The sequence below is a fragment of the Bradyrhizobium sp. SZCCHNS3016 genome, assembly GCF_032484535.1.
In the GTDB taxonomy this organism is placed as follows: domain Bacteria; phylum Pseudomonadota; class Alphaproteobacteria; order Rhizobiales; family Xanthobacteraceae; genus Bradyrhizobium.
The window spans coordinates 1-1323 of record NZ_JAUETE010000041.1 but is presented as its reverse complement, the minus strand read 5'-3'; the positions used below and the strand labels follow the sequence as shown (position 1 = coordinate 1323).

Here is a 1323-nt window from a genome sequence, read left to right as displayed (position 1 = left end):
GGTTCAGGTGGGGACCGGCTACGATCTCAATCCAGCTTCGGGCGGACCAGAATTGAAGCTCGGCGGGGCCGCCATTGCGGCCGGACAGCTGGGACCTTGGGTGCCGATCGCGGCAGAAGCCACTGCAAGTGGATACGAAGTTGTGTGGAAAGTGCCAGGTGCCGATCAGTTTACAGCTTGGGACTTCGATACCAGTGGGAATTTCGTCAGTTCTGCGATCGGCTACGTCAGTGGGGCGAGCGCTACGCTTGAGAGTCTTGAACCGATGTTTCATCAAGACCTCAACGATGACGGTACCATAGGCATGCCCTCGGGGACAACGCAGCTCAGCTCGCAACCAGCGATGTCGATAGCTGAATACCGATATGTTTCGATGCCGTCCGAGCAGGGGTTCTTGTTCAGGGAAGATGAGAACGCTGCTGCCCTTGCAACAGTTTCATCCACTCAAGGCCCGACGGGTGCCATCACCGATTTCGGAGCGAATAAGATCTTTGTCTTCGGACCGGAATCAATTGCTGTTGGAGCTTCCTTGTCTTCCGAAGGCCCGTCCGCAGGCGTCGTGGGAATTCTCGCAGCAATAAACAGCAGCGCTCCGACCGACCTAGCAGCCATCGATCCATTGCACGACGCCAATGCTCTCCACTCTCATAACTCACCACAAGCGTTTGTGCACTCTGATGGATTCCATCTCGTCTAGGAGCTGCTCTTTCGGCAGAACCGCCAAGCCGCATCAACAGCGAATGTCGTCAAGAAAATCGCCCAAGCCAGTCCGACAACGATTGCCACTATCCAAAGGATGATCGGCCACCAAAACGCCAAAAACATCACATTCAGGCAGAATAATACGGTGTTCAGGAACAGGGCGGATTTGACGAAAGTTAGATCCTGACGTCTCTCAAGTTCGAGCCTAAGGACGGCTGCCTTGATCTCGAGCCAGTCATGTCCAGCCGTAGCAGATGTGATTTCAGAGATATCTTTCAAGGTAAGTCTCCGACTCTGGCAAAATACGGAGGCCAATAGCTATGCTCGGCACGTCGCGCATCAACCGGATCCGATCGCGATTCACGGCTAATCGCTGGTAGCTTTTCCTATCCGCCTGACCTTGCCCCCAAGTTTTATCCAGATCTGAGTTCGTTCGGGCGGTTTGATGTGCCCATCTGGGCGGTCGTAGTGACCTTGCCCCCAAGTTTTATCCAGATCTGAGTTCGTTCGGGCGGTTTGATGTGCCCATCTGGGCGGTCGTAGTGGCGGGAGCTGGCGCGGAGCTCTCGGCATAGCGCAGCGCCAGATCCCGACGCGGATTGCAGGTGGCGGCGAACTCGG

At 55.6% G+C, this 1323-nt stretch carries 1 protein-coding gene and 2 pseudogenes; 1 reads left to right on the top strand and 2 read right to left on the bottom strand.

Going from position 1 to position 1323, the window contains the following annotated elements:
- Positions 1-697 (top strand): annotated as a pseudogene (locus tag QW881_RS32555) (hypothetical protein); the annotation flags it as partial.
- On the opposite strand, the gene QW881_RS32550 reads toward QW881_RS32555, so the two are convergent.
- Together QW881_RS32550 and QW881_RS32545 are read right to left on the bottom strand one after the other, a co-directional pair.
- The gene (locus QW881_RS32550) at positions 694-981 is read right to left on the bottom strand and encodes a hypothetical protein (RefSeq protein WP_315759748.1); all 288 of its coding nucleotides are present in this window, start codon (positions 979-981) and stop codon (positions 694-696) included. The pseudogene QW881_RS32555 and the gene QW881_RS32550 overlap by 4 nt on opposite strands.
- Positions 982-1189: 208 nt before the next feature.
- A pseudogene (locus tag QW881_RS32545) lies at positions 1190-1323 on the bottom strand (IS3 family transposase); the annotation flags it as partial.